The organism is Paenibacillus polygoni (assembly GCF_030263935.1).
GTDB classification, from domain to species: Bacteria; Bacillota; Bacilli; order Paenibacillales; family Paenibacillaceae; genus Paenibacillus; species Paenibacillus polygoni.
In genome coordinates this window covers 3,701,537-3,725,689 of record NZ_CP127162.1, presented here as the reverse complement: position 1 = coordinate 3,725,689, position 24,153 = coordinate 3,701,537, and the positions used below count along the sequence as shown (strand labels likewise).

At 43.7% G+C, this 24,153-nt stretch carries 21 protein-coding genes and 1 other annotated feature; all 21 genes read left to right on the top strand.

Annotation, left to right across the window (positions count from 1 at the left end; translation table 11 throughout):
• The first annotated feature begins 62 nt into the window (after positions 1 to 62).
• Complete coding sequence (locus QPK24_RS17860) at positions 63 to 1,550, top strand: UDP-N-acetylmuramoyl-L-alanyl-D-glutamate--2,6-diaminopimelate ligase (protein WP_285743448.1); 1,488 nt, start codon at positions 63 to 65, stop codon at positions 1,548 to 1,550.
• Positions 1,550 to 2,950, top strand: coding sequence for a UDP-N-acetylmuramoyl-tripeptide--D-alanyl-D-alanine ligase (locus tag QPK24_RS17855; protein WP_285749412.1), 1,401 nt, complete (start codon positions 1,550 to 1,552; stop codon positions 2,948 to 2,950). Before QPK24_RS17860 ends, QPK24_RS17855 begins: the two co-directional genes overlap by 1 nt.
• 22 nt (positions 2,951 to 2,972) lie before the next feature.
• Entirely contained in the window at positions 2,973 to 3,941 is a 969-nt protein-coding gene (gene mraY, locus QPK24_RS17850) for a phospho-N-acetylmuramoyl-pentapeptide-transferase (protein ID WP_160034213.1), read from the top strand.
• A 2-nt stretch (positions 3,942 to 3,943) separates the two neighbouring features.
• Positions 3,944 to 5,365: a UDP-N-acetylmuramoyl-L-alanine--D-glutamate ligase gene (gene murD / locus QPK24_RS17845; RefSeq protein ID WP_285743445.1), complete on the top strand. Its 1,422-nt coding sequence runs from the start codon at positions 3,944 to 3,946 to the stop codon at positions 5,363 to 5,365.
• A 49-nt stretch (positions 5,366 to 5,414) separates the two neighbouring features.
• Entirely contained in the window at positions 5,415 to 6,512 is a 1,098-nt protein-coding gene (spoVE, locus tag QPK24_RS17840) for a stage V sporulation protein E (RefSeq protein ID WP_285743443.1), read from the top strand.
• Between the two features lie 8 nt (positions 6,513 to 6,520).
• A complete protein-coding gene (gene murG, locus QPK24_RS17835) occupies positions 6,521 to 7,630 on the top strand; it encodes an undecaprenyldiphospho-muramoylpentapeptide beta-N-acetylglucosaminyltransferase (protein WP_285743441.1) in 1,110 nt (369 codons plus the stop codon).
• A 332-nt stretch (positions 7,631 to 7,962) separates the two neighbouring features.
• Positions 7,963 to 9,234: a UDP-N-acetylglucosamine 1-carboxyvinyltransferase gene (gene murA, locus QPK24_RS17830; RefSeq protein ID WP_285743439.1), complete on the top strand. Its 1,272-nt coding sequence runs from the start codon at positions 7,963 to 7,965 to the stop codon at positions 9,232 to 9,234.
• A 131-nt stretch (positions 9,235 to 9,365) separates the two neighbouring features.
• Positions 9,366 to 10,130: a cell division protein FtsQ/DivIB gene (locus QPK24_RS17825; protein ID WP_285743437.1), complete on the top strand. Its 765-nt coding sequence runs from the start codon at positions 9,366 to 9,368 to the stop codon at positions 10,128 to 10,130.
• Positions 10,131 to 10,488: 358 nt separating this feature from the next.
• Entirely contained in the window at positions 10,489 to 11,760 is a 1,272-nt protein-coding gene (gene ftsA / locus QPK24_RS17820) for a cell division protein FtsA (RefSeq protein WP_285743435.1), read from the top strand.
• Between the two features lie 152 nt (positions 11,761 to 11,912).
• Positions 11,913 to 13,043 (top strand): cell division protein FtsZ, encoded by a 1,131-nt coding sequence (ftsZ, locus tag QPK24_RS17815; RefSeq protein ID WP_285743433.1) that lies wholly within the window; start codon positions 11,913 to 11,915, stop codon positions 13,041 to 13,043.
• A 208-nt stretch (positions 13,044 to 13,251) separates the two neighbouring features.
• The gene (spoIIGA, locus tag QPK24_RS17810; RefSeq protein ID WP_285749410.1) at positions 13,252 to 14,220 is read left to right on the top strand and encodes a sigma-E processing peptidase SpoIIGA; all 969 of its coding nucleotides are present in this window, start codon (positions 13,252 to 13,254) and stop codon (positions 14,218 to 14,220) included.
• 12 nt (positions 14,221 to 14,232) lie between these two features.
• Positions 14,233 to 14,955, top strand: a complete 723-nt coding sequence (gene sigE, locus QPK24_RS17805) for an RNA polymerase sporulation sigma factor SigE (protein ID WP_160034229.1) — start codon at positions 14,233 to 14,235, stop codon at positions 14,953 to 14,955.
• A gap of 102 nt (positions 14,956 to 15,057) precedes the next feature.
• Positions 15,058 to 15,840: an RNA polymerase sporulation sigma factor SigG gene (sigG, locus tag QPK24_RS17800; RefSeq protein WP_160034231.1), complete on the top strand. Its 783-nt coding sequence runs from the start codon at positions 15,058 to 15,060 to the stop codon at positions 15,838 to 15,840.
• A gap of 214 nt (positions 15,841 to 16,054) precedes the next feature.
• Positions 16,055 to 16,399: a YlmC/YmxH family sporulation protein gene (locus QPK24_RS17795; protein WP_285743429.1), complete on the top strand. Its 345-nt coding sequence runs from the start codon at positions 16,055 to 16,057 to the stop codon at positions 16,397 to 16,399.
• A gap of 107 nt (positions 16,400 to 16,506) precedes the next feature.
• Positions 16,507 to 17,412 (top strand): peptidoglycan editing factor PgeF, encoded by a 906-nt coding sequence (pgeF, locus tag QPK24_RS17790; RefSeq protein ID WP_285743427.1) that lies wholly within the window; start codon positions 16,507 to 16,509, stop codon positions 17,410 to 17,412.
• A 5-nt stretch (positions 17,413 to 17,417) separates the two neighbouring features.
• Entirely contained in the window at positions 17,418 to 18,107 is a 690-nt protein-coding gene (locus QPK24_RS17785) for a YggS family pyridoxal phosphate-dependent enzyme (protein WP_285743425.1), read from the top strand.
• Between the two features lie 4 nt (positions 18,108 to 18,111).
• Positions 18,112 to 18,582 carry a cell division protein SepF gene (locus QPK24_RS17780; RefSeq protein ID WP_285743423.1) on the top strand — a complete coding sequence of 157 codons (471 nt, stop codon included), beginning with the start codon at positions 18,112 to 18,114 and terminating at the stop codon, positions 18,580 to 18,582.
• A 7-nt stretch (positions 18,583 to 18,589) separates the two neighbouring features.
• Positions 18,590 to 18,859 (top strand): YggT family protein, encoded by a 270-nt coding sequence (locus QPK24_RS17775; protein ID WP_285743421.1) that lies wholly within the window; start codon positions 18,590 to 18,592, stop codon positions 18,857 to 18,859.
• 53 nt (positions 18,860 to 18,912) lie between these two features.
• Complete coding sequence (locus QPK24_RS17770; RefSeq protein WP_285743419.1) at positions 18,913 to 19,695, top strand: YlmH family RNA-binding protein; 783 nt, start codon at positions 18,913 to 18,915, stop codon at positions 19,693 to 19,695.
• 219 nt (positions 19,696 to 19,914) lie between these two features.
• On the top strand, positions 19,915 to 20,424 hold the full coding sequence (locus QPK24_RS17765) for a DivIVA domain-containing protein (RefSeq protein WP_285743417.1): 510 nt from the start codon (positions 19,915 to 19,917) through the stop codon (positions 20,422 to 20,424).
• 120 nt (positions 20,425 to 20,544) lie between these two features.
• Positions 20,545 to 20,862: a binding site (T-box leader), on the top strand.
• A gap of 64 nt (positions 20,863 to 20,926) precedes the next feature.
• Positions 20,927 to 24,016 (top strand): isoleucine--tRNA ligase, encoded by a 3,090-nt coding sequence (gene ileS, locus QPK24_RS17760; RefSeq protein ID WP_285743416.1) that lies wholly within the window; start codon positions 20,927 to 20,929, stop codon positions 24,014 to 24,016.
• Positions 24,017 to 24,153: the final 137 nt, after the last annotated feature.

Here is a 24,153-nt window from a genome sequence, read left to right as displayed (position 1 = left end):
TGGCAAGTAACGGATACAATAGGTAAGGATGACGTCTTATTTCATGGAAAGAAGGAATACATGTGCAGTTAAAACAATTTGCTTCCCTGCTGGCAGTATGTGAACTCTCCGGCAATGGAAACACAGAAATCAAAGGAATTCAAACGGATTCAAGACAAGTTCAAGATGGGGATATGTTTATATGTCTGCCTGGTCATACCGTAGATGGTCATGATTATGCTGACAAAGCAGTAAGCCTCGGTGCAGTTGCACTTGTCGTGGAACGTAAACTTGAAATCGATGTACCTCAACTCATCGTAAGCAGCTGCCGATTTGCAATGGCTGTTTTCTCGGATCGTTTTTTTGGACACCCGAGTCAGAAGCTGAATATGATCGGCGTTACAGGTACGAATGGAAAAACAACGACAACTTATCTGATTGAACAAATATTGAATGATGCGGAATCAGAGACTGGTCTAATTGGCACGATTCAGATGCGTTATGCCGGTCAAACGTTCCCGATGTCAGGAACCACACCAGAAGCCCTTGATTTGCAGCGCAGTCTTCATCATATGGTAGAAGCAGGCGTGAAAAATTGTGTTATGGAAGTTTCTTCTCATGCGTTGCAGCAAGGACGTGTAAAAGGAACCGAATTCCGGACTGCGGTGTTTACGAACCTCACTCAGGATCACCTGGACTATCATCACACGATGGAAGAGTACCGTGGTGCGAAATCTTTGCTTTTTGCTAGACTAGGCAATGGATTTGAAGATGACCTTCATAAACGCAAGTATGCGGTTCTTAATGCAGATGATGCAGCATCGGTTTATTTTGCAGATTCTACTTCAGCAGAAGTGATTACATATGGAATCGATGCGAATGCTGATGTGCGGGCTTCTAATATTAAAATTACAGCACGAGGCACTTCCTTCCACGTAGATTCCTTTAAAGGAAGTACGGATGTAGAGCTTCGTATGGTAGGTAAGTTTAATGTGTATAACGCGCTCGCAGCGATCTCAGCAGCTCTGCTTGAAGGAATTGAGCTTGATTCGATCAAGCGCAGCCTTGAAGCCATTCCAGGTGTAGATGGCAGGGTAGAAGCGGTAAATGAAGGTCAGCCTTTTGCCGTGATCGTAGACTACGCTCATACACCGGATGGTCTTGAGAATGTACTGCGTACCGTTAACGAATTTGCTGAAAAAGAAGTGTTCTGTGTCTTTGGATGCGGTGGAGACCGAGATCGCACAAAACGTCCAATCATGGGTCAAATCGCTGCTAAATACAGTGACAGAGTGTTTGTTACTTCTGATAATCCTCGCACAGAAAACCCGGATGCCATTCTTGAAGATATCAAGCAGGGATTAATAGCAGATGGGGTTCCATCCGAAAAATATGAACTGATTGTTGACCGTAAGTCAGCTATTAAACGTGCTATTGAACTGGCAAGCCCAGGCGATGTAGTATTGATAGCGGGCAAAGGTCACGAGACTTACCAGATTATCGGAACGGTGAAAACAGATTTTGACGATCGGCTCGTGGCGAAAGAAGCGATAAGGGGAATAACAAAGTGATAAAAAGAACGTTAGAACAAATAGCACAGATGTGCAGCGGCACCCTTGTAAGAGAAAGTGACCGTGAAACGCTCATTGAAGGAGTATACACGGACTCACGCAAACCATCAGCGGGACAATTATTTGTTCCGCTGACAGGGGAGCATTTTGATGGGCATGAATATGCTTCTAGCTGCCTGGCTTCGGGAGCTGCAGGGACACTGTGGCAAAGAGACCATGGAGATGCACCTGAAGGCGCCGTCATCCTCGTTGATGACACGCTAACGGCACTTCAGGAGATTGCGGCTGCCTATCTCAAAGAGAGCGGTGCTTCTGTAGTTGCGATTACGGGCAGCAATGGGAAAACAACAACGAAAGATATGGTGTACTCCCTTTTATCTACTACCTTTAAGGTACATAAGACACAAGGGAACTTTAACAACCATATTGGTCTGCCTTTAACGATTTTAAGTATGCCGGAAGATGCGGAAATTGCAATTTTGGAAATGGGGATGAGCGGGCGTCAGGAAATTGAACGTCTAACGCAAATTGCTTGTCCAGATGTTGCTGTTATTACGAATATTGGAGAAGCGCATCTGTTGCAGCTGGGTTCAAGAGAAGAAATTGCTCGGGCTAAGCTGGAAATTATGGCAGGACTCAAAAATGGTGGACTCCTGATCTATAACGGTGATGATCCTTTAGCAGATCGTGTTCTTGCAGAACCTGCGACCAAAAAACCAATGGAATTTAAACGGTTTACTTTTGGTATGAATGCGACAAATGATGATTTCCCTACGGGAATGATGAATCACCCTGAAGGAATGGTATTTACTTCGGTTCGATCCGGGGAAGAAGCATTATCTATTCCTCTGATTGGTGCTCATAACGTGGTGAATGCACTCGCTGCGCTTGCTGTTGCAAGACATTACGGCGTGTCCTACGAAAATATGAAAAAAGGTCTATCCGAGATAAAACTAACGGGGATGCGTATTGAGGTCCTAAAAGGTACGAGTGGGATTACGGTACTTAATGATGCTTATAATGCGAGTCCTACAGCGATGAAAGCTGCGATTGATGCTCTTGCTGGCCTTTCTGGGTATTCTCGCAAAGCGGCAGTACTTGGCGATATGCTTGAGCTTGGACCAAGGCAGGAAGAACTTCATGAAGAGATTGGACAATATTTGACACCTGATAAGCTCGATCTGGTTTTCACATATGGTCCCTTGTCTTCTTACATTGCCAAAGGCGCACGGCAACACATGCCTGCGGAAGCAGTGTTCGCTTTTGAAGATAAGGATGCTTTAATTTCCTACCTTAAGGATAGAATGAGTTCTAAGGATGTAGTGCTTGTAAAAGCATCCCGGGGAATGAAGCTGGAAGATGTGGCGAATGCCTTAATTACGGAACCATTACAGATCTGAAGTTAACTAGAGAGGTGTTTTCATGGATTTTCAATTAATGCTCTTAACAATCGGGGTTTCTTTTATTCTTGCAGTGATTGCAGCCCCTTTGCTTATTCCGCTTTTAAGAAGAATGAAGTTTGGACAGCAGGTCAGAGAGGATGGACCGAAGAGCCATCTTAAAAAATCAGGCACGCCTACGATGGGCGGCGTCGTTATCGTCTTGGCATTTACACTTGCATTCCTAAAGTTTGCTCCTGTAAAAAACACAGATTTTTATGTTCTGCTCGTGGCTACTTTAGGGTTTGGTCTCATTGGATTTCTCGATGATTATATTAAAATTGTCGCTAGAAGATCGCTTGGTCTGACAGCAAGGCAAAAACTCATCGGTCAATTGGTTTTTGCTGCAATTATGTCTTTCTTGCTTATTCAAAACGGACATAGTACGGAAATTTCCGTGCCAGGAACGGATTTTGGTTTTGATTTTGGCGGCTGGTTTTACTATCCGTTTATTGTCATCATGATGCTTGCTATTAGTAATGCAGTTAACTTTACAGATGGCCTTGATGGATTGCTTTCTGGAGTAAGTGCCATCGCATTTGGTGCATTTGCGATTGTGGCAATGCAGGCAACTTCCCTTCCTGCCGCGGTATGTGCTGCTGCAATGATCGGTGCAGTACTTGGTTTTCTAGTATACAATGCGCATCCTGCCAAAGTGTTTATGGGGGATACAGGTTCACTGGCCATTGGCGGTGCAATTGGCGCTATTGCCATTGTTACGAAGACGGAACTTCTGTTTCTAGTCATCGGCGGTGTTTTCGTTGTAGAAATGCTGTCCGTTGTCATCCAGGTCATTTCTTTTAAAACAAGAGGCAAGCGGGTATTTAAAATGAGCCCGATCCACCATCATTTCGAATTGTCTGGGTGGTCTGAATGGCGTGTTGTTATTACGTTTTGGGCCGTAGGACTGTTGCTTGCAGGACTCGGACTCTTCATCTACAAGGGGTTGTAATTATGAATCATCCGGAGAATTACAAAGGAAAGAACGTCGTGGTCCTTGGCCTTGCCAAGAGCGGCGTTCAAGTTGCTAAAGTGCTCCATCAAGCTGGAGCTCATGTGACCGTAAATGACCAAAAAGAAAGAGAACAGTGTCCCGAAGCATCCGAATTGGAGGCTTTGGGAATTTCTGTTCTATGTGGAGGTCACCCAGATGACCTCATTAACGAAGAGGTTGCTCTGCTCGTAAAAAATCCGGGCATACCTTACAAAGTGGCACCAATTCAGAAGGCACTTGAGCTTGGTATTGAGGTAGTCACTGAGGTAGAAGTAGCCTATCACTTGTGCAAGGCACCGATCATCGGTATTACCGGCTCAAATGGAAAGACAACAACGACCACTTGGGTGGGAATGATGCTGGATGCAGCCGGCTTATCGCCGATTGTTGCCGGTAACATTGGAACACCTCTTTCAGAAGCGGCTACCGCAGCTACAGAGAAGGATATTATGGTTGTTGAACTGAGCAGTTTTCAGCTAAAAGGGACGACAGACTTCAAACCGGCGATAAGCTGCCTTCTCAATGTATCTGAGACTCACCTCGATTACCACGGAGGAATGGAAGATTACGTAGCTTCAAAAGCAAAACTCTTTCGGAATCAGACGGAAAAAGACAAGGCTGTTCTAAACTGGGATGACCCGGTATGCAGACAGCTTATTCCTTATATCAAAGCGGAATTGATTCCTTTTTCGATGACGGAGACGCTCCAAACCGGTGTTTATGCTGATCCTCCTTATGTAGCAAATGTAGAGGATGAGATTAATAGAACCGTTGTTTATCGGGATAAGGAAGGCAAGGTTCACCCGATTATAACTGTGGATCAGATTGCAATCCCAGGACGATTCAATGTAGATAACGCACTTGCATCTTGTGCCATAGCTATTGCTGCTGGCGCATCACCAGATGTGCTTCACGGACCGCTATCTGCTTTTAGAGGGGTAGAACATCGTCTCGAGTACGTTCTTACCCGTAACGAAACGGCATACTATAACAATTCCAAGGCAACCAATGCCAAAGCGACAACGATGGCACTTACCTCGTTTAAGAAACCAATTGTCCTGATTGCAGGGGGGCTTGACCGAGGATCGGATTATATGGATTTACTCCCTGTTTTCAGTGAAAGAGTAAAAGCTGTCGTTTTGCTGGGTCAAACGAAAGACAAACTCGCGGAAGTTGCGAAACTTGCCGGATTAAAGGAAATAGAGGTTGTCGATAATGAGGTAGATGCCGCTGATACACTAAGAAAGGCTGTTTCGATAGCCGCTTCGTTAGCTGTACCTGGAGATGTGGTTCTCTTATCCCCTGCATGCGCAAGTTGGGATATGTATTCTTCCTTTGAAGAGCGTGGACGCATTTTTAAAGAGGCGGTGCATAACCTGTAAGTAGGGGGGTTGGATAAGCCCCTACTACATATGTAAGAGGTGGCCTCCAATGAAACAGACCCGTCCAGCGCCCGATTTTTGGCTGATCATCTGCATTGTATCTTTACTTGCCATCGGTCTTGTAATGGTATACAGTGCGGGTTCTGTCCTCGCTTTCCGTCAATACGGCGACTCTTTCTATTTTGTAAAGAGGCAGTTGTTATTTGCGGGGCTGGGGCTAGCTGCCATGTTCTTCACTGCCAATGTGGATTACCGGATTTGGCGCAATTATGCAAAGTATATCCTTGTTTTTTGCTTTATCTTGCTTATTATCGTATTGATTCCTGGAGTCGGCGTTGTTCGCGGCGGAGCGAGAAGTTGGCTCGGAATCAGTTCGTTCGGTATTCAGCCCTCCGAGTTTATGAAGCTCGGGATGATCTTATTTCTGGCCAAATGGCTCAGTAAAGACCCGGATGCAATTAAAAATTTCACATCGGGATTATTGCCGCCGCTTGCTTTAATGGGAACCGCATTTGCTCTTATTATGCTTCAGCCAGACCTTGGTACCGGCACGGTAATGATGGGAGCTTCTATGCTGATTATTTTTACAGCGGGGGCAAGAATGAAACATTTACTGTTGCTAGGTTTGGGCGGGTTAGTGGGTTTTGCGGGCCTTATCGCAGCAGCACCTTATCGCCTGCAGCGGATCACCGCTTTTCTTGATCCCTGGTCAGATCCGCTGGGCTCTGGTTATCAAATTCTCCAATCCCTATACGCGATCGGTCCAGGGGGCCTTGGAGGGCTGGGTCTTGGAATGAGCCGACAGAAATATAGTTATGTTCCAGAACCGCAAACGGACTTTATTTTTTCTATTCTAGCGGAAGAACTCGGGTTTATAGGCGGTCTCATCGTACTTATGCTCTTTTTGATGCTGGTATGGAGAGGAATGCGAGTTGCGATGACGATTCCGGATGCTTTTGGAAGTCTGCTTGGGGTAGGGATTGTGGGAATGGTTGCTGTTCAGGTCATCATTAATATTGGAGTTGTTATCGGGCTGATGCCTGTTACGGGAATTACGCTCCCGTTAATCAGTTATGGAGGTTCATCTCTGACGCTGATGCTTACAGCACTAGGAATTTTACTTAATTTATCACGTTATGCGAGGTGACGATATTCATGCGCGTTGTACTAACCGGCGGGGGCACAGGCGGACATATCTATCCGGCTGTTGCTGTCGCAAGACAATTAGAATCAGAAGATAACACGGCGGAATTTTTATATATCGGAGGTAAAAAGGGGCTCGAAAGCAAACTTGTTCCGCAAGAGAACATCCCTTTTCAATCGATTGAAATATCTGGTTTCAAAAGAAAGTTATCTTTTGATAATGTGAAAACGATCCTTCGTTTTCTTGAAGCAGTAAAGGAATCTAGAAAAATGCTGAAGGAATTTAAACCCGATGTAGTGGTGGGTACTGGCGGTTATGTATGCGGTCCTGTTGTGTATGCTGCAGCAAAGCTGGGCATTCCAAGCATTATACATGAACAAAATGCAATTCCTGGGCTCACCAACAAGTTTTTGAGTCGGTACGTCGATACGGTGGCTGTTAGCTTTGAAGGAGCGGAGAAAGCCTTCTCTTCCGCAAAGAACACCATATATACCGGTAATCCGCGTGCTACTACGGTACAACATGCGAACCCAGAGCGTGGATTTGCTTCGCTTGGTATTCCGAAAGGAAGTAAAGTAGTACTGATTGTTGGAGGCAGCAGAGGAGCTAAAGCAATCAATGATGCAATGATTCAAATGGCAGATCAGCTAAAGAATTTAGGCGAGATCCATGTGGTATACGTAACAGGAGATGGCTATTATGAATCAACCCTTCAGGCAATAAAGGAACGTTTAGGACATATTCCAAGTTATCTGCATGTTCTACCGTACGTGCACAACATGCCTGAGGTGCTGGCAGCTACCTCGTTAATCGTTAACCGGGCCGGCGCTTCTTTTCTTGCGGAGATTACCTCGCTTGGAATTCCTGCTATTCTCATTCCTTCACCGAATGTAACCAATAACCATCAAGAAGCGAATGCAAGGACGCTTGAAAAAGCAGGAGCAGCTCGGATGCTGCTTGAGAAGGATCTTACGGGTATTGCTTTATTTCAGAATATCGAAGATATCATGAAAGATGAGAAGATTCAGCGTTCTATGATGGAAGCTTCAAAGCGTCTCGGAAAACCGGATTCTGCCTCCTTATTAGTAGCTGAAATGAAACGTATTGCGAAAAATAAATAATAGAATATAAAAGTCCCCATGTAATGTAAAACGGTTCCTGGGCGATTGTCACACACAAGGTACTCTTTACATAAGATACCTTATCAATTGTGACATTCCCCTTTTGGACGAAGTAAATGTCCGGGTGTGTCATAAACAATACTATTATCCGCTGAACTGACTTGATGGGATGGCAAAGCAGTGTCTAGATCACGCTGATGCGCTTCCTGGAGAGAAACAGCAGAGGACGTTCTACCTTGTGGATGCTCTCGATCAGGCATGAAATGGACGGTATAAACCGGGTCGAAGCGATCAAGAACTAGGGTGAACGGGTAAACTCGGAGGTGATACACTTGGACAAATTGGTGATTGAAGGCGGGAAACCCCTATCAGGATCCATACGTATCCATGGAGCTAAAAATGCTGCTTTGCCTATCATGGCAGCAAGTTTACTTGCAGAAGGAAACACGCAGCTCCATAATGTACCTCATTTGCTCGACATTGAGGTAATGTTACACATTTTAGAACGGCTCGGATGTGGTGCAAAACATGACTCAGGAAAAGTAACCATCGACACATCCTTAGTCAGTTCTGCTAGAGTACCGGAAGACTTAATGAGCAAGATGCGCTCCTCCATTTTTTTAATGGGTCCTTTGCTTGCCAGATTTGGTGAAGTGTCCATCTATCAGCCTGGAGGATGTGCGATCGGGGAAAGAAAGATAGATCTGCATTTGAGAGGACTCGAGGCGCTGGGTGCGGTGATTGAGGAGAAGGATTCTCAAATTACTTGCCGTGCCAAGAAACTAATCGGTGCAGATGTACAACTTGATTTTCCAAGTGTCGGGGCCACGGAAAATATCATGATGGCTGCTGCAACAGCCAGAGGGACGACAACGATCACGAATGCTGCAAGAGAACCCGAGATTCAGGATCTTCAAAATTTCTTGAATGCAATGGGTGCGAACATTATCGGAGCGGGCACGAGTACCATTACGATTCACGGAGTCGATTCATTAACCTCTTGTACCTATGAGATTATACCGGACCGGATTGTGGCAGGTACAGTGCTGATTGCTGCTGCTGCAACAAGGGGAAATGTCACTCTTACTCACTGCAATCCATCGCACTTAAATTCTCTTATCCATGTGCTGAAGCGCGCCGGTGTTCAAACGAGTGTATGCAATGATATAATAAACGTAAGCTGTTTGGGGCGACCTAAAGCGGTTGATCGTATTGTTACTTCACCATACCCTTCGTTTCCTACAGATCTTCAATCACAGGTTATGGTGTTACTCAGTTTGGCAGATGGATTTAGTGTAATGAAAGAGACCGTCTTCGAAGCAAGATTTAAGCATGTTGATGAACTGAATGTAATGGGTGCTGATATTTCTGTTGATATGAACGCTGCTTTTATACGTGGTGTTCCGCGGCTTTATGGGGCCACAGTAGAAGCAACCGATTTACGCGCCGGTGCTGCGCTTGTGATTGCAGGACTTGCCGCACAAGGAAGAACCGTCGTTGAACAAGTGCATCATATTGATCGGGGTTATGATCGAATTGAGCAGTTGTTTCAATCACTTGGGGCTTCTGTGGAACGTCAGCCAGTGAGCTTTGTTGCACCGTAATTGTTATCCCCCTGGTCAGTGAGAATAACGATGCTTATATATATTCCAATCAGTATCATTTTAAGCACAAACTTGCCTTGAAAGTCCCCTCTTTTTGAGGGGACAATAGGGCTTTTATGGAGCGGAGATTTATGCCAAAAAATCAATTGCCCGCTCTCAAAAAAGAGAGCATGCCAAAACGTAAAACAAGCCGTAAACTAATCACGATTCTCATCCTTTTATTTATTGCTATGCTTGCTGTTATATTTTTCAGATCGCCAGTCAGCAAAATTTCCCAGGTTCAGATTGATGGAAATGTGTTTACTACTAAAGATGAGATTTTAGCAAAGAGCGGCCTTCAAGTGGGTAATCCGTTTTTTAGTGATAATGGCAGTGATATAGAGAAGAAGTTGGAAGAGATGCCTTCTGTATCTGAGGCAACAGTGGACAAGCAGTTCCCGGGTACAATCGTAATCCACATTAAAGAATACGATCCAGTAGCTTACGAACTGGCTGCAGACGGACACCTTCATGCTATTTTATCCAGTGGAGTGAGTGTTACGCTTCCTGACCGCGGAATTTCCGTAGAAAAACCGATCTTGACACATTGGGAGGATGGCAATCCGCTAAAAACAGAGTTGTCTGAGATCCTTAAGAACATACCTAATGAACTTACCACAGATATTTCTGAAATTATGCCATCGCCTACCCCGTCGTTTCCTGATCGGATTAAACTTTACACAAAATCACAGTTTGAAGTAATTACTACGGTGTCCTTGTTAGAAGATAAGGTAAGCTATTTAAATCAAGTAATTGAAACGGAAAAACCAGGGATCATCACCATGCTTGAAGCAGACTCCTATGAACCCTTTATTCCAGATACAGAGGAAGATGAGGAAGTAGAGACAGTTGAATGATCCAAATTCATGCAATTCTAATGGAAAACAATGGACGTGTGAAGATAGCACTTTCTGATCGTATGAAAAAATGTTACACTTTACACTATATGCATCTTGCTATCATTTCCTTCTTTTTTCTTTGAAATTTGACTAGAATCGTTTGTGACGGTTAAACTCGTGAACAAACTTAGAGACAATTAGGAGACTCATCTCCTATCAACTGAGTAAAGGCAGTTAACAGGAGCTTATTATCTCCACCCTGAAGGCACCCAAAAAATTTGTTGAAAAAAGAGGGAAAGCCTTAAACGTGTTGAATATGTAGAGAGTGTTTGTTTAAAAGAACGTATATTAATCGGAGTCAGGAGGTGCCACAGACTTGAGCAACAATGACATCATTGTTAGTTTGGACATCGGTACATCCAAAGTTCGGGCTATTATTGGGGAAATTAATAATGGAACCTTTAATATTATTGGAGTTGGATCTGCCGACTCAGAAGGAATTCGTAAAGGTGCAATTGTAGACATTGACCAGACTGTACAATCGATCCGCAACGCAGTAGATCACGCGGAACGTATGGTTGGTATTCAAATATCCGAAGTTTATGTCGGGATCTCTGGAAATCATATCGGGCTTATGACAAGTCACGGTGTTGTGGCAGTATCAAATGAGGACCGCGAGATCGGTGAAGAAGACATGGAACGGGTGTTGAAAGCAGCAGAAGTCATCGCGATCCCGCCGGAACGCGAGATCATAGATGTTGTGGCAAGGCAGTATGTAGTTGATGGTCTTGAAGGAATTCAGGATCCTCGCGGTATGATCGGTGTTCGTCTTGAAGTTGAAGCGACGATCATTACAGGGGCGAAGACTGCCATACATAACTTGTTGCGCTGCGTTGAGAAATCAGGACTGAAAGTGAAAGATCTGGTGCTCATGTCTCTTGGAGCAGGGCTGTTGTCCTTATCCAAAGATGAAAAAGGAATGGGTTCTGTACTGGTTGATATCGGTGCAGGAATGACCACGATTGCTGTGTTTGAGGAAGGCTCAATGGTTGCAACTTCGACACTGCCAATCGGCGGGGAGTTTGTTACTAACGATATTGCTTACGGACTGCGAACCTTGACAGAGCAAGCTGAGAAGGTCAAGCTTAAGTATGGTTGTGCTTGGCTTGATGATGCAGCTAGTGATGTTGTATTCAAAGTAACACGTATTGGCAGTAACGTGGATAAAGAATTTACTCAGGAAGATTTGGCAGCGATCATAGAACCTCGTGTGCAAGAAATCTTCCAATTAATTCATCAGGAAGTAAAGCGACTGGGTTATACAGAGCTACCTGGAGGTTATATACTAACAGGCGGTACTGTAGCGATGCCAGGTGTGTTACAGGTTGCTAGACATGAACTTGCTGCTTCCGTTAGAATTGCAGTGCCGGATTATATCGGTGTAAGGGATCCAGGCTATACGAGCGGTGTAGGGATTTTGCATAATGTCATTCGTGGTATCAAAGTAAGACCAGCGAATAATAATCCTGGTGGCGGAGGCAATAACAAAAAACCAACCAATCGAGTTAAGCCGAATCCGGCTCCGGAAGAAGAACAAAAACCGGGGTTTTTCGAACGCTTAAAAAATATGTTCAGTGAATTGATATAGCATGTCTGAATCCATTTCATAGATCCTTGAACGATTCGTTTTCGAGTGATCTTTACGAAATGGTATTGTTCGTCGATATATGAAATGGTCTGGATTCATTTTCGGAACGTGGACGAGCCATCCATGCACACATGAGGGGGAGATGGAAAAGTATGTTGGAATTTGATTTCGATATGGAGAGCTTGGCTCAGATAAAAGTAATAGGTGTCGGTGGCGGCGGAAGTAATGCGGTTAACCGAATGATTGAGAATGGTGTGCAAGGAGTCGAATTCATTACGGTGAATACGGATGCTCAAGCACTGCATTTAGCCCGCTCAGAACACAAACTTCAAATCGGTGATAAGCTCACAAGAGGACTTGGCGCTGGTGCCAATCCAGAAGTAGGTAAAAAGGCTGCAGAAGAGTCTCGTGATCTGATTGCGAATACCTTAAAAGGTGCGGACATGGTGTTCGTTACTGCTGGTATGGGCGGAGGTACAGGAACAGGTGCTGCTCCTGTTATCGCTGAGATCGCTAAAGAGTGCGGAGCGTTAACAGTTGGTGTGGTTACACGTCCATTCACATTCGAAGGACGTAAACGTTATAATCAAGCAGAGCACGGTATTGAAGCCCTCAAAGAAAAAGTAGATACACTGATTGTGATTCCAAATGATCGTTTGCTTGAGATTGTAGATAAGAAGACTCCAATGCTTGAAGCTTTCCGCGAAGCTGATAATGTTCTTCGCCAAGCAGTACAAGGTATTTCTGACTTGATTCAAGTACCAGGTCTTATCAACCTTGACTTTGCCGATGTTAAAACCATTATGACAGAACGCGGTTCTGCACTTATGGGTATCGGTATGGCTACGGGAGAGAATCGGGCTGCTGAAGCTGCACGTAAAGCAATTATGAGTCCGCTCCTGGAGACTTCGATTGAAGGAGCACGCGGTGTTATCATGAACATTACAGGTGGTTCTAACCTGTCCTTGTATGAAGTAAACGAAGCAGCCGAGATTGTTACATCTGCTTCTGATCTAGAAGTAAATATGATCTTTGGTGCGATCATTGACGAGAACCTGAAAGAGGAAATCAAGGTTACGGTTATCGCGACAGGATTCGAGAGTAAGCCGGAGCCTATCCCGCAGTCTACTCGCAAACCGGTTCAATCTAATACTGAACCGCAAGAGAGCCGTCCGTCAAACAACCTGAAACCGTTCAGTAATGCACCGGGTTCGGATCAACTTGATATTCCGACGTTCTTACGTAATCGCTCGAGAAATAATGGCAGCAATCATAACGAATAATAAACTTATTATGCATAACGAACTGTAGTCCGTTGGACTGCTGGCAGACTGTAGACAAACTAGCCTATAACTAGTTTGTCTACAGTCTTTTTTATTTTCTTTTTACGACAAAAATAGTACAAATCACTTCCCACGTTTAGACAGACTTTGAGATATCTTCTCCTTATACTGAATGTATTCATGATTTACGTAAGGCAGGTGAGAGGACCTGGTTGTATATATCGACTTGATTTTTCTAACGAACCTGCTTATTGACTGGGTGTTGTTGTTCCTTACCGCTTGGATGCAGAAGAAAAAGCCAAAATGGTGGCGAATGATTATTTCTTCCATCATCGGGGCTTTGTATGTAGTAATGATGTTTGTTCCGGAACTTACTTTTTTGTACACCTTCTTAATCAAATTCACATTATCCCTGTTTATGATCTGGACCGCATTTGGATTTCATAGTTTACAAGCATTTACAAAAACAATAGGGACGTTTTATGTAGTTAACTTTGTGGCAGCGGGCGGCATACTCGGCGTTCATTATCTGCTGCAGAGTTCAGCTGATTTATTTAATGGTATTTTATTTACGACAACAGGCGGCATCTCATTTGAACTTCAGGTTGGCTTTTGGTTTGTGTTTATTACTTTTTTTGCGGTTCTGCTTGTTTTTAAAGGAGTACAGTCGAGCAAAAGAAAGACGGAACAGATGGCTGTTTTTTTCGGAGATATGATCGTTGAGATAGGGGGAGTGGAAGTCACTTGTACAGGGCTCGTGGATACCGGGAATCAGCTTACCGATCCACTCACACGGACACCGGTTACCGTGATGGAAGCTTCCTTGTGGGAATCTTATCTGCCCCCTTCTTGGAAAGGGAGAATCTCAGAAGTTTCAGCAGACACGTTAATTATGGAGCTCGAAGAGGAGTTCATCTGGCAAGATCGTCTTAGGCTGATCCCTTACCGGGGGATTAACAAAGGAACAACGTTTATGCTTGCACTTAAACCAGACTCGGTAAAAGTAATAATGAACGGGACTTGCTATACACCAAGGCGTACCCTGATTGGACTCGATGGAGGGAAGTTATCTTCGGAAGGGAAGTATCAGGCCATCATTCACCCGGAATATGTGCAAGAGCCTGCTGTAGTCAATACAACGGCCGGTCAAACAGAAAAGCCGCTGAACGTGGTATAGGAGGAAGTGTACATGCTTGTCAAATGGAAACTTGCCGTACAGCTGCAATATTACAGATTCTTATTTTTGTTTGGGCTAAAAAGCGAAGAGATTTATTATATTGGTGGAAGTGAAGCACTGCCCCCGCCGTTAACAAGGGAAGAGGAAGAATTTTTACTGCAAAAACTGCAGACAGGCGACCCTGCGATCCGGGCTATGCTGATCGAACGGAACATCCGGCTTGTCGTATACATTGCTCGCAAATTTGAGAATACCGGCATTAACATTGAAGATTTAATCTCTATTGGGGCAATTGGACTAATCAAGGCAGTGAACACGTTTGATCCAGAGAAAAAAATTAAGCTGGCGACTTATGCTTCCCGGTGTATTGAGAATGAAATATTGATGTACTTGCGGCGTAACAGTAAGATCCGGTCCGAAGTGTCTTTTGATGAGCCGCTGAATATCGACTGGGATGGAAATGAATTGCTGCTGTCTGATGTACTGGGTACCGAGAATGATACGATATACCGGAATATTGAAGAGCAAGTGGATCGGAAACTGCTGCACAAAGCATTAGACAAGCTGACAGATCGAGAGCGCATGATCATGGAACTAAGGTTCGGACTTCAAGACGGGGAAGAAAAAACACAAAAAGATGTTGCGGACATGCTGGGCATTTCCCAGTCTTACATTTCTCGGCTCGAAAAGAGAATCATTAAGCGGTTGCGTAAGGAATTCAATAAAATGGTGTAAAATCAAGTCTTGGTTATAACTGGTAAGGTTTTATTTTTGGAATAAAAACACCGCTCAGGGAGATAATGTACATTAATGTTTCTCCTTGGGAGGTAAATCACGATGACTCGTAATAAAGTCGAGATTTGTGGCGTGGATACCGCGAAACTGCCGGTCCTAACCAACGTAGAGATGCGTGAGTTATTTACAAATCTACAGCAAAATAATGAGCGCTCAGCTAGAGAGAAATTGGTGAATGGCAATTTGCGATTAGTACTCAGTGTCATTCAGCGTTTCAATAACCGGGGAGAATTCGTTGACGATTTGTTTCAGGTCGGTTGTATTGGTTTGATGAAAGCCATCGATAACTTTGATTTGTCTCAAAATGTAAAATTCTCCACGTATGCGGTACCGATGATTATCGGTGAGATTCGCAGATACCTTCGAGATAACAATCCGATTCGTGTATCAAGATCTCTGAGAGACATCGCATACAAAGCACTGCAAGTCAGGGATGCATTAACCAATCTCAATTCGCGGGAACCTACGGTTTCTGAGATATCTGAGGTGCTCGGTGTGCCCAAAGAAGATGTCGTGTTTGCGCTAGATGCAATTCAAGATCCCGTATCCTTGTTCGAACCGATCTATCATGACGGTGGTGATCCGATTTATGTAATGGATCAGATCAGTGACGACAGGAATAAGGATGTAACCTGGATTGAAGAAATTGCGCTTAGAGAAGCGATGCTCAGGCTGGGTCAGCGGGAAAAAATGATATTGTCTATGCGCTTTTTCGAAGGAAAAACGCAAATGGAAGTAGCAGATGAAATCGGCATTTCCCAGGCTCAAGTGTCACGTCTTGAGAAGTCAGCGATCCAGCAAATGCAGAAACATGTGAAGACGTAAGGCTTTTGCAGTACGAGGAAAATGCAATGTATTTGGTAAATTGCATAATGAACTAAATTCCTAAACCTTTATTTCTGCCTTAGGCAGAAATAAAGGTTTTATCTTTTTGTACAGGAGTCTAAAAGCTTGCAGCAACGATCTTAAAAAAGAGTACATTTTGGGCGATTCAATCATATAGTAGATTATAAGCACAAATAGCGGGATGTGATAAGGTATGAGTTCAGGAGATTTAACGGTAAGAGCGATGAAAATTTCGGATTTTCAAACCAAAGACGTAATTAATATTATCGATGGAAAAAGGCTTGGTCAGATTAGTGATCTGGAACTTGACCTTAGGAATGGGCGAATTGATGCGATTGTTGTCCCCAGTTACAGCCGCTTTATGGGGTTATTCGGCGGTGGTTCAGACCTGATCATTCCATGGCGTAATATTGTCAAAATCGGTTCTGATGTGGTTCTTGTTAAGATGGATGAGGTCAAGGAGCATCCAGGCGATGGAGAGCAGCCAAGTTCAGAACGATGGGAACGAAGCCGAGACGAGCAGCGGCGCGGGTTATGAAAGTAGGATTGGAAAAAGGCGCCGTCTTTCTTTTAAGCGAAGGTAGATGAGCAATTTAGCTCTATTTTTGTTACACTGTAAAAAAAGATGAGGTGAATTTTACTTTCATGGAACCGTTTGTATTCAAAAAGACAGCATCCTTAGATTCTCCCAGCTTGAATCCTCCTGCTGCTGGGAGCCCGGGATTGTTTGAAATAGAACCTTGGAAAAGCTATGAGGCAGATATAGGACTCAAAGTTGGTTATACAAGCCGTCTGGGCGGAGTAGGGAAAGCGCCTTACAGCAGTTTGAACTGTGCTTTTCATGTAGGGGATGATCCGCAGGATGTTATCGAGAATAGAACGCGGATCGCTAAAGAAATCGGTATGAAGCCAGAATCATGGACATGCGGAGAACAAGTGCATAAGAATGAAGTTGCGATTGTAACCGAGCGAGATCAGGGCAGAGGATTTCTAGATCGCGAATCGGCTTTTCAGGAAACGGACGGATTACTCACTAACGTAAGAGGTATTCTATTAACTTCCTTTTATGCCGACTGTGTGCCCTTGTATTTCTTCGATCCGAAAAAAGAAGTTGTAGGGCTTGCTCATGCAGGCTGGAAAGGCACGGTTGCCGGGATTGCGGAGCGAATGATTACACGAATGGAAGAGTATTATGGGTGTCAGCGTCAAGACATTAGAACTGCAATTGGCCCGTCGATAGGGAGCTGCTGTTATGAGGTAGACGACTATGTAATGAATAAGGTGAAGGTTTGGTATGAGGTTTCAGAGGGTAATGACAAACATAACAGCTTGACTTATGCAGCTTGCCATAAACCGGTTTCAGATGGAAAAAGTATGCTTGACTTGAAAGAAGTGAATCGACACATTATGATAAAAGCAGGAATATTGCCGGAACATATCGAAATTACTTCATGGTGTACAAGCTGCCATCCAGAATTGTTCTTCAGTTACCGTAAGGAAAACGGGATTACGGGTCGTATGGCAAGCTGGATCGGATTGGAAGAGAGGTGACCTCCTTGCAACTGGAGGAGAGAATTCAGCATGTTAATGAGCGTATAACGGCCGCATGCAAACGAAGCGGACGAAATAGAGAAGACGTCGGTGTAATTGCCGTTACAAAATATGTTTCGACTGCGATGACCAGTAAAGTACTGGATCACGGACTTATACATATTGGCGAGAATCGCTGGCAAAACGCTGAAGACAAATGGAATGCTCTGCACGATAGAGGGATATGGCATTTCATAGGACATTTGCAGACCAACAAGGTTAAAGATGTTATTGGCAAATTCGCATACATTCATTCACTAGATCGTCTTTCTCTTGCAAAAGAGATTGAGAAAAAGGCAGGCCAGGTTGATCTGCAAGTGGAGTGCATGCTTCAGGTGAATATATCTGGAGAAGAATCAAAATACGGTCTTGAGCCGGAAGAAGTTGTACCATTACTCAAGCAAATTCGTGAATTTCCTCATGTTCATATTACCGGATTAATGACAATGGCTCCTTTTGAGGAAGATGCAGAACGTACTCGCCCTGTATTTCGCGGACTTCGTGAACTAAGGGATGATTTGAACAGACAAGCTTTAACGAATCAGCCGCTGACCCATTTGTCGATGGGAATGTCGAATGATTATGAAGTTGCTGTTGAAGAAGGGGCTACCTGGGTAAGACTGGGAAGTGTTCTTGTAGGAAAAGAGGAGGACTAAGGAGATGAGTGTAATGAATAAATTCATGAATTTTTTTGGCTTGCAAGAAGAAGAAGAGATTATCGAGCGTGAACAAGTAAATAATACACGTAATGAGGAACCGGAACAAGAAGTTGAAACCCCGAACTTCGATAAACGTAGAAATCAGAAGGGAAATAATGTGGTGAGTATCCATTCCCAAAAAAATGTAAAAGTTGTTCTCTACGAACCACGCAGTTATGATGAAGCTCAAGAGATTGCGGATCATATTCGTGCTCATCGCACCGTTGTGATCAATCTTCAGCGTGTCCGCAAAGACCAAGCTCTGCGGATTATTGATTTCTTAAGCGGAACGGTATATGCGCTGGGTGGGGGTATTTCCAAAATAGGCGGTAATATTTTCTTATGTACACCAGACACGGTGGAAATTCAAGGAACGATTGCTGAGATTTTGGCTGAAAGTGAGAGCGACACAGATTACGGCAGAATGAGGTGAATTGTTTTTGGATATTGCAGTTCGAACCATCACAGCTATAGTAGACATTTACTACTGGCTGATTCTTATTTATATCTTAATGTCCTGGCTGCCTAATGCACGCGAGAGTAAATTTGGAGAAATAATAGGCAAATTTGTAGAGCCATATCTTGCGCCTTTCCGGCGTTTTATACCGCCAATCTTCGGTATGATTGATATCTCTCCAATCATTGCGCTTTTTGCTCTGCGTTATGCAGCAATGGGACTCATTGCTATTCTAAGCAGTATATTAACGTAGATTATACGAAAGCCTTTAGGTAAGTATGATATGCAAAGCAGGGTGATCTTGAAATGAAAACTGAAGTTTATGATCATTTTCACCCCGATGAACGGGATTTTGTAGACAAAGCCTGGGAGTGGGTCGAACGTGCGGGACAGTTTCACGAGATGAAACTGACGGACTTTCTCGATCCTCGCCAGGCTTATATTTTGGAATCACTTATGAATCGCCGAAACGATGTGCAGATACATCTGGACGGGGGTTCAGAAACGGCTGAACGTAAACGGGCACTCGTAGCACCCGATTATGCTTATTTAGAAGAGGAAAGCATGGAGCTCGCTGTGCTGGCGATTACCTCAGCAGACCAAAAATTACTACAGCTCGAACACGGGGATTATATGGGTGCACTCTTGAGTCTTGGCCTGAAAAGAGGTAAGATTGGAGACATTCATGTACTTGATGATGGTTGCCATACGGTAGTTGCTAAAGAAGTTGCAGATTATTTATCAATCCATCTGCATCAGGTTCATCGTGTGAACGTATTTACAGATATTCTGCCGATCGATCAGCTTCGGACGAGTGAGGTATCACTTCAGATGATGGATCTGACGGTAGCTTCTTTGCGTCTCGACGGGATTGCAAGTGATGTGTACAGGCTCAGCCGAAGCAAAATTCTTATACCCATCAAGGCTGGCCGCTGTAAAGTGAATTTCCGAGTTGTTGAAGATCCGTCTAAAGCTCTTCAGGCAGGAGACGTAGTTTCTGTTCAAGGGTTAGGACGTTTTAAAGTAATGGAGATAGATGGAGTTACTAAAAAAGGCCGTTTTCGTGTCAAAGTTGGCAGATTTGTCTAAGTATGTTGCAGGAATTCTGCTTTTCTTGTCGAAAAGTATAGGTCTAGGCATTATGACAACATATAAAGTTGCCGATATAAACTACATGTTAATATACAGATGGTGAATATTACATGATTCCGTAGTCTTCTGCTGCCTAGGGTGGCAGAAGGTTCACCATTATTTTTTTGTTTCATAAATCTCCTTTTTTGGAGGTTAATATTATAGGAGGTGGACAGTATGCCGCTTACACCGCTGGACATACATAATAAAGAGTTCTCTCGCAGAATTCGTGGGTATGATGAGGATGAGGTTAACGAATTCCTGGATCAGGTCATTAAAGATTATGAGGCTGTGATCCGCGAGAATAAGGAACTTAATAACCAGCTGCTGTCCGTGCAGGAGAAGCTGGATCATTTCTCAAACATTGAGGAAACGCTGAGTAAGACCATTATCGTGGCTCAAGAAGCTGCAGATGAAGTGAAGAATAATTCGAAGAAAGAAGCGCAGCTGATCGTGAAGGAAGCGGAGAAGAACGCAGACCGCATCATAAACGAAGCTTTGTCGAAGTCACGCAAGATTTCGATGGAAGTTGAAGAGCTGAAGAAACAGGCTTCAATCTATCGTGCACGTTTCCGTACACTTGTGGAAGCTCAGCTTGAACTATTAACACAGGATGGATGGGAAGCATTGGAGAACCGAGAATTTGAGGTTCGTGAGCATGAACGTGAAATGAAAGAAATTTATTAATATTTCATTTATTTGGATATGATATAGATAAGAGCGGATTATGAACTATTTCCAGGTTATTGATCCGGTTGACTTTTTTTATAAAAGAGGCTATAAATATTCTTATATGAATTTCATATTTTATTTTTGATGATGGGAATCAGTACGTTGTGAAGATTGTTCACAGAGAGTTGGCGGTTGGTGCAAGCCAATGAACAGGTCACGACCGAATATCCTCCCGGAGAAGTGAAGCCGAAAGGATCTGCATATTACGATGGTATTTGCGGATACGAATAAGCTGATACCGTAAGCCGAACGTTATATCGGCTCCTTATGGAAGTTTCATAAGGATTAGAGAGCTGTCTCTATTGCTCAATCGTGATGATCATGAATTTGATTAGAGCGAACAGGCTGGAGATGGAACTAGGGTGGTAACGCGAGTACAGTCTCGTCCCTTTTGGGGATGAGGCTTTTTTTATTTTTCTAAATATAGTAATGCGCTATAAAGAGAGGGAGTTTGAAGATGAAACGAGTCGATGTCAAAGAAAAAGCTCGCGCTCGCGAGCAGCGAATCCTCAGTAAATGGAATGCAGAAGATACATTTAAAAAATCAATTGAGAATCGGGAAGGCAAACCTAATTACGTTCTCTATGAAGGACCACCTACCGCAAATGGTGCTCCGCATATCGGGCACGTACTTGGCCGCGTTATTAAAGACTTTGTGGGTCGCTATCAAACGATGAACGGCTACCGTGTAGTTCGTAAAGCAGGTTGGGATACTCACGGTCTTCCCGTAGAACTTGGTGTGGAGAAGCAGCTTGGCATTAACGGAAAACATGAGATTGAAAACTACGGCGTAGAAGCTTTTATCAAGAAGTGTAAAGCTAGTGTGTTTGAATATGAACATAAATGGCGCGAACTAACCGAAGCAATCGGGTACTGGACGGATTTGGATCATCCTTACGTTACACTTGATAACAAATACATCGAAAGTGTGTGGAATATTCTCGCAACGATCCATGACAAAGGGCTTCTTTATCGCGGACATCGTGTCAGCCCGTATTGTCCTTGCTGCCAGACAACGCTTAGTTCACATGAAGTAGCTCAAGGATACGAGGATGTTAAGGACCTGAGTGCAACAGCCAAATTTAAACTGGATGATCGTGATGAATATATTCTGGCTTGGACGACAACACCTTGGACACTTCCTGCTCACGTGGCACTTGCTGTAAATCCAGACATGGAATATGCACGAGTGAAACAAGAAGACGGCACCTATATCGTGGCGAAGAACTTGGTGGAAAAAGTGATGAAAGGCGACTATGAAGTTCTTTCTACACTGAAAGGTTCAGAGCTTGTGGGTCTTACTTATACACCGCCGTTTAATTACATCAAAGCAGAAAAAGCGAACATGGTAGTTGGAGCAAGCTTTGTAACGGATGCAAGCGGTACAGGTATCGTTCATATGGCTCCTGCTCACGGGGAAGATGACTATAAAACTTGTCGTGAGAATGGAATCAGCTTTGTAAGTGTAGTTAATTCTGCAGGGAAGTATACAGAAGAAGTTACTGATTTTGCAGGACGTTTTGTAAAAGATTGTGACCTTGATATCGTGAAGTATTTGTCCGAACAAGGCACACTTTATAGCAAAGAAAAAATCGAACACAGCTATCCGTTCTGCTGGCGTTGTAAATCACCGCTTCTCTACTATGCAATGGACAGCTGGTTTATTGAAACAACAGCTGTGAAAGATCAGCTGATTGCCAATAACAATACCGTAGAATGGTATCCTGGCCATGTTCGTGAAGGACGTTTTGGTAAGTTCCTTGAAGATCTCGTGGACTGGAACATCAGTCGTAACCGCTACTGGGGTACTCCGCTGAACGTATGGGTATGTCAGGACTGCGGCGGACAATTTTCACCGCACAGCCATGAGGAACTTCGCAAACATGCGGTAGGCGAAGTGAGCGAGGATCTCGAACTCCATAAGCCATATGTAGATGAAGTAAAAGTACACTGTACACACTGTGAAAATGGGGTAATGGAAAGAACATCCGAAGTAATTGATGTCTGGTTTGACAGTGGTTCAATGCCATTTGCACAGCATCATTATCCTTTTGAGAATAAGGAAACATTTGAACAGCAATATCCTGCAGACATGATCTGTGAAGGGATTGACCAGACTCGCGGCTGGTTCTACAGCTTGCTTGCCGTATCCACTTTATTTACTGGCAAAGCTCCTTATAAAGCAGTTATGGCAACAGGTCATATCTTGGATGAGAATGGACAAAAAATGTCCAAATCCAAAGGCAATGTCATTGATCCATGGGAGATCATTAACGAATATGGTACAGATGCATTCCGTTGGGCACTACTTGCAGACAGTGCGCCATGGAACAGCAAACGTTTCTCCAAAGGGATCGTAGGAGAAGCAAAATCAAAAGTGATCGATACGATTGTAAATACACATGCATTCCTTGCGCTGTATGCTGATATCGATGGTTATGATCCAAAAGATCATCCATTTAACGGTTCTGAGAACAAACTGGATCGCTGGGTGCTGTCACGTCTGAACTCTCTAATCGCAAAAGTTCGTAAAGGGCTTGAAGTAAATGATTTCCTGAATGCTGCAAAATCAATCGAAGTATTTGTTGATGAGCTGAGCAACTGGTATATCCGTCGTTCCCGTGATCGTTTCTGGGGAAGTGGCCTGAGCGAAGACAAACTGGCTGCTTATGGTACGCTGACAGAAGTACTGCTTACGTTGTCCAAACTCATGGCTCCATTTACACCGATGTTGTCAGAGGATGTATATGGAAACCTTGGCGGAGAAGGCAGTGTTCACCTTACTGACTATCCAGTAGCAGATTCTGCTCTGATTGATGAGAAGCTGGAGCAAGACATGGAGACGGCACGCAATATTGTTGAACTTGCGCGTAACGTACGTAATGAGACAGGAATCAAAACACGTCAGCCATTGTCCGCTCTGATTGTATCTCTGCACCAAGATTTCGATCTGCCAGGATATGAAGAGATCATTAAAGAAGAGATCAATGTGAAAACAATTGAAGTAGAAACAAGCGACAGCGGCTTTGTTGATTTCTCATTGAAATTGAATTTGAAAGTAGCAGGTAAAAAATACGGTAAAAATGTAGGCTTCCTGCAAAATCATTTTAAAGGTATGACCGTAGACGAGACTCGTTCTGTTGTAGAATCTGGAGAATTTAACATTGTCTCCCCTGAAGGAACTGAACTTCACATTTCTAGTGAGGAACTTCTAATCGAGAAAAAAGCAAAAGAAGGATTTGCAGCAGCATCCGGTTACGGTCTGACGGTTGCGCTGAATACAGAGATCACGCCAGAACTTGAACAAGAAGGTTTGGTTCGTGAGGTTGTTCGTGCCGTTCAGGATACAAGAAAGAAACTGGATCTTCCAATAGAAAAACGAGTAAATCTTGTGCTAGATGTGGATGATGAGCTAAAAGCAGCGATTGAAGCATTTGAAGATGTACTTCGTGAAAATGTACTCGTAACCGATGTTTCCTTTGGTACTGCGGAAGATATGGAAAAAGTAGAAGCGGGATCTAAAACGATTGGTGTTAAAATCTCGTAAGATAACTATAGGTAGAGGCTAATTCGGTTTTAAAGCGGATATAATAGCATAAAGAACGATATGCAAAAACGAGCCTGAGGGAAGTATATTTCCCCTGGCTCGTTTCCGCTTTTTCTAATCCTATAAAGGAAAGGATA